The following is a 4889-nucleotide window of genomic DNA, read 5'->3' on the forward strand; positions in this document are numbered from 1 at the left end:
TCTTTAGCCATGTCTACGTCACGGATACGGCTCTCAGCAGCTGTGATGTTCTCTGTCTGAACACCTAAGTTGTTGATTGTGTGCTCCAGACGGTTCTGAAGTGCACCGAGGTCAGAACGGATGCTGGATACTGTATCGATTGCGGCATTGACTGTATCGATTGCTGTTTTTGCGTCAGCAGCCGTCTCAATGCTCAAGTCAGAAATACCTAAAGACTGGGAACTCATAGGTTTGATCTTAACCTTGATTGTGTTTGATTCAGAAGAAGATTCACCTACATGAAGATTAATCTCTACGCCTTCACCATCAGCTGCTTCCGGTACTTCTTTAGTTGCTGTTACTGCAGTATTAGTACCAGTATTCAAAGTAACGCCATTTTCTGCAGCAGCTACTTTTAATGTAGCTAAATCACTGAAAGTAGCACCATCTGTACCATCTGCACCAGCAGCAAATGTGTATTCTTTTCCATCAATTGTAACTTTATCACCATCTTTAGGTGTAGCACTTAAATCGAAAGATTTTGTTTTATCTGCACCAGCTGTTTTTACTGTTCCGGCCTGATCACCAGTACCCACTTTCACGCTTGTAATAGTTCCTTTTCCGGCACCAGCTGTTTTTGAAGTTAATGTTAATTTTCCTCCGTTATCTGCAGCTGTAAAAATATCTTTTAAACCTGCATCAGCATTGATCACTTTAGCCAGTTCCGCAGTAAAATCACTACCGCCTGCATCTGTAGCCGTTGCCTTAATAGTAGCTGTCTGCTCGTTACCATCAGCATCTGTGTATTTGATCTCAACGGTCTGCTCTGTATCATCTGTAACACCAGATATAGCAGCACCTGTTTCCCATACTTCTGCTACCGCCGTAACATCTGTACCATTTAACGTGGCACCATTCCATGTACCGGTGATATCTGTCACTGCTTCTGTCTTAGTTGCTCCAGCCGCCTGAGCTACGGCGCCAGCGCCTTCTGCTCCGGCCGTGAACAGATTCGTTCCGTTAAAGTTTGCAGTATTACTGATACGGTCGATTTCTTCATTCAACGCATTGATTTCTTTCTGCATCTCCTGACGGTTACTTGTAGAATAAGTTCCGTTGGCAGCCTGAGTAGCAAGCTCTACCATACGGTTTAACATAGAGTGAACTTCTGTCAAAGCACCTTCTGCTGTCTGAACCAGAGATACACCGTCTTCTGCGTTCTTCTGAGCTGTCTGGAGACCTGTGATCTGTGCTCTCATCTTCTCGGAAATAGCAAGACCTGCTGCGTCATCGCCCGCGCGGTTGATTTTGTAACCAGAAGATAATTTCTCTAAGTTCTTAGAAACTGCTGAGTTGTTATTTGTTAAATTTCTGTGTGCGTTTAACGCTGGAATGTTGTGTTGAATTCTCATTATAATTTCCTCCTTGAAATTAACTTCGGGAATTCCTTTTCCCGACCGATAGATTATATGTCCTGTATGTATCTTTCTGGTCTGCCGGCATCTTATCCAGAAATCTACACTTTATTGTCCATCCTATTGTAACAGTTCAGCCTTTCGGCTACACTGTTACTAAATCCGTCCTATTTTAAGTTCTCCCGCCTCTAATTTGCATCATATAATTGCTTATAAGATTTAACACATCAAAAAACGCCATAGGCTGTGCCTATAGCGCTTTTTGAGAGGATAAAAATTTATTTCTTATTTACAATTAACAGCAAATTGTCCGCAGATTCCTGTCCTCTCTTACAGCCGATTGTAATCATCACGTTTCTGCAGTGACATTTCACAAACAGAAAGAACTGGCAGATGCCCTTGGTATCAGTCAGAGGGCCTATTCCCATTATGAAAACGGAACCGGAAAAATTCCTCTTGATATCCTGATTGCACTGGCTGAATATTATGACTGCTCCACGGATTACCTGTTAAAAAAAGAGCTTAATTAACAGTTCCTAAACACAGAAAAAGCATAGAAATCCTTTCAGACTGCCATGCTTTTTTTCATTCGTGTTGCTTTTCCAGAATACATCCCTTTTTAGGGATGTGCATAATATAGGACTTTTCATCAATTATGCGCACCTGGCAACTAATTTTCCTTCAGCGATATCTGTTTATTTCTTTAATCCATTGACATATTGAACCTGTTCAGATTCCGGGATTTTAAGTGCTGTCATTGCCTGCTCTGAACTCCAATCCATGCTTTCCATCAGGTTTTTGATAGACGACAGGACTCCTTCTTTGATTCCTTTTTCTTCTATTCCTTTACTCAATTACACACAAAAACACATCCTCAAAATCATTTTTGAAGTGAAATCTCATCTAAGAGCTTACTTCTATAAGCCTTGTCTTCGGTTGCTCTTCTGGCATCCTCCATCCGGCCATTTGACAACAAATATTTCATCAAAGATAAAATTGTATCCTCGCCTTTTTCTATACCTTTTTCTATACCTTTTTCTATACCTTCTTCTATACCCTTCTGGATTCCTCTGTTCTCTACGCGGTCTAATACTTCACACATATTCGTTGGCCTCCTTTCCATATCCGAACTATACACGTCCTCAAAACGGTTATCACGTGTCATAACTGACATCAACTGCAATAGTTCATGCACATGATTAATCGTAGTCTCCAGCGCTATATAATTTCTGTTCTTCCGCATCTGCACAAAATAATCCGCCACGATCCTGAAATCACTTGTAAACATCTGCACCTGTTCATCAGATAGATATGCGATCTCATACAAATTCATGCGGTAATCATTTACATACGGCTTTATTTCTTCCGGAATATCAAGACAGTCATACAGAGTCCTTGGCGTTTTCCAATGTTTCTGATATCCAAAATACAAAACCAGTGTCACTACAGGATACCTCGGCGCAGCCTTTCCTGTCTTTTCTTTCGTCTCCTTATCTGCAAGAAGTTGTCCCCTGTAAGCCGCACCATCATAAGAAAATAACCGCAGCGGCATATCACTGTCTATATCCGTCTGGTTTTCCAAACCATATAATGCAATCCGTACAAGTCCTTTGCGCCAATATTTAGCAACATCCCTTTCCTGTGCATGTAATTTCCCATCTGCTTTATAACTGGAATTGGGACTCTCTTCTTCCAATTCATCCTCTTTAACCTGTTGCTCGCCATTAAACAGCAATACATTGATAATGTCTGCAAACACATCATTGTAGGCTTCTAACGTCTTTTCTGCAATGTCTTTCTCTGCCATAGCATCATTCCTTCCTGCTATTATCACTCCTGCATTTCTTAAATTAATTATACTCAAAACGTCTGCCCTTTACAAGTTGGAACGTAATCATTTTTTCATCTATTCCATTCCTTCATCCATACCATTACTGATACCAACTTGTGGTTCACTACACTTGGCGGTAAATACCGTGACTGGACTTACACCAGTGAGATTAGTGCCATGGATTACCCTCAGTAAAAATGATTTTAATAAATAAGCATCTAAACTTGGTCGGTAGGAATGCTTATTTCTTTTTATGATTGTCTATGTAAGGTTCATTACAATATGTGGAAAGCTGATACTCAATCAAAAGAACCTATATATTAGGGTTGCCTTACGGCAAGAGACCGGATTCCAGCCTCGATACTGTACTGGTCCGCGACCGTACAGCGCAGTGCACGGCCGGGTGTGAAAAGTAACTGCATAATCTCGGCTTCAAGTTCTTTTAATTCATTAAAGGACAACGACGGAACACATTCCGCAATATCCTCAAGAGTCATTTTCCCTTTTTTATCAACCTTTCCGCTGTTTCCCTGTCTGCATCATGCCTTTCACTCTTAACAAACGACTTCATTATCTGTTCTTCATCAAATAAACTCATCATAATTGTCACAACCTCCTTTTCTCTCTGCGCTAAATACTCTCTTAAAACATTCCTGTCTATGCATATGCGAATTGTTTCCGTAACTGCCTTTTGCGTCATTCCATGCTGGTTTGTCTGCTCGCTAAAGACTTTGCAGAAAATGATGTACTGATTGATAATGTCGTCTGTATTGCTTTCATAGATCACTTTGGCTTTAACCTCAATATCTATATCTGCACCCTTGAAAAATTCCTCTGACAATAGTAACCTATCAGGTTTTCTTCCCTTATTGCCTGTAAATATCACATACAGTTCGGGTTTGGGCATTCTGACTTTTCTGCTTTTATAATAGTCTTGGCTAGTACGCTGAAAATATTCATGATAGCTTTGCGTTAAATTTATTATTTGCAATAAATCCTAAATCATTATACAAATTATCAGTCAATACATTGGTAATCGTCACATCTGTAAGAGAATCCTCTGTCGCTGTTGTGTCCTCTGGGTGGAGTGTCTTATACAACTTTAACAGATAACTCTTGTTTTGAAAAAGGTCAAGGAATACACTGTTTTTTGCAGTACGCTTTGCCATAACTTCCTGCGTCTGTTTTGTATTGTTCTGCACTTTAACACCTCAATTTCTTATGGCACAAAAATAAAATAATCTCCCCTTGCCTCACTTCAATTATACAAAAAAAAACGTATTTACAATGAAATTCATTTGAATTTTTCATACACTAAATTTCCTGTGTTACAGTTCATTGAAAAGTCGCCTGACGGCGAGGGGCTGGATGCGTTGTTTTGAGCACGTAGGTGTGAAAAGCAACGATTTATTTCGGAAAACGCGCGGTTGCGGTCTTTTTTATACTTTAATTTTGAACATAAAGAAGACAGCGTAAAAAGCATTTCTGCCTTCTACGCTGTCTTTCCCCTTTTGCAACGCCCATAAGTTATATTTATGCGGCGTTATTATTGTTATATGTTATTTGGTAACTATCTGCTTTGAACGCTATAATTACTGTAACAACTGAAGAACACCCTGCGGAACCTGATTTGCCTGAGCAAGCATAGCCTGAGAAGCCTGAAC

At 40.0% G+C, this 4889-nt stretch carries 7 protein-coding genes; 1 reads left to right on the forward strand and 6 read right to left on the reverse strand.

All coding sequences use genetic code 11. From position 1 onward, the window contains the following. Positions 1-1391 (reverse strand): flagellin N-terminal helical domain-containing protein (locus NFS18_RS19410; RefSeq protein WP_277613686.1); only part of this gene is annotated, 1391 nt, incomplete at its 3' end. Positions 1392-1756: 365 nt separating this feature from the next. Here NFS18_RS19410 and NFS18_RS18880 point away from each other — a divergent pair. Further along, entirely contained in the window at positions 1757-1924 is a 168-nt protein-coding gene (locus tag NFS18_RS18880; RefSeq protein WP_331477774.1) for a helix-turn-helix domain-containing protein, read from the forward strand. 165 nt (positions 1925-2089) lie between these two features. Here NFS18_RS18880 and NFS18_RS18885 read toward each other — a convergent pair whose 3' ends face one another. The 5 genes from NFS18_RS18885 to NFS18_RS20050 form a co-directional block, all read right to left on the reverse strand. Beyond that, complete coding sequence (locus tag NFS18_RS18885) at positions 2090-2248, reverse strand: hypothetical protein (protein WP_251393074.1); 159 nt, start codon at positions 2246-2248, stop codon at positions 2090-2092. A 26-nt stretch (positions 2249-2274) separates the two neighbouring features. Then, a complete protein-coding gene (locus NFS18_RS18890; protein ID WP_251393075.1) occupies positions 2275-3201 on the reverse strand; it encodes an Rpn family recombination-promoting nuclease/putative transposase in 927 nt (308 codons plus the stop codon). A 517-nt stretch (positions 3202-3718) separates the two neighbouring features. Beyond that, on the reverse strand, positions 3719-4132 hold the full coding sequence (locus NFS18_RS19645) for a hypothetical protein (protein WP_331477775.1): 414 nt from the start codon (positions 4130-4132) through the stop codon (positions 3719-3721). 49 nt (positions 4133-4181) lie between these two features. Next, complete coding sequence (locus NFS18_RS19650) at positions 4182-4427, reverse strand: hypothetical protein (RefSeq protein WP_331477776.1); 246 nt, start codon at positions 4425-4427, stop codon at positions 4182-4184. A 390-nt stretch (positions 4428-4817) separates the two neighbouring features. Further along, positions 4818-4889: flagellin (locus NFS18_RS20050; RefSeq protein ID WP_251388245.1), on the reverse strand; the 72-nt coding region annotated here is incomplete at its 5' end.

Origin of the sequence: Mediterraneibacter agrestimuris, assembly GCF_943193195.1 — a bacterium.
GTDB classification, from domain to species: domain Bacteria; phylum Bacillota; class Clostridia; order Lachnospirales; family Lachnospiraceae; genus Schaedlerella; species Schaedlerella agrestimuris.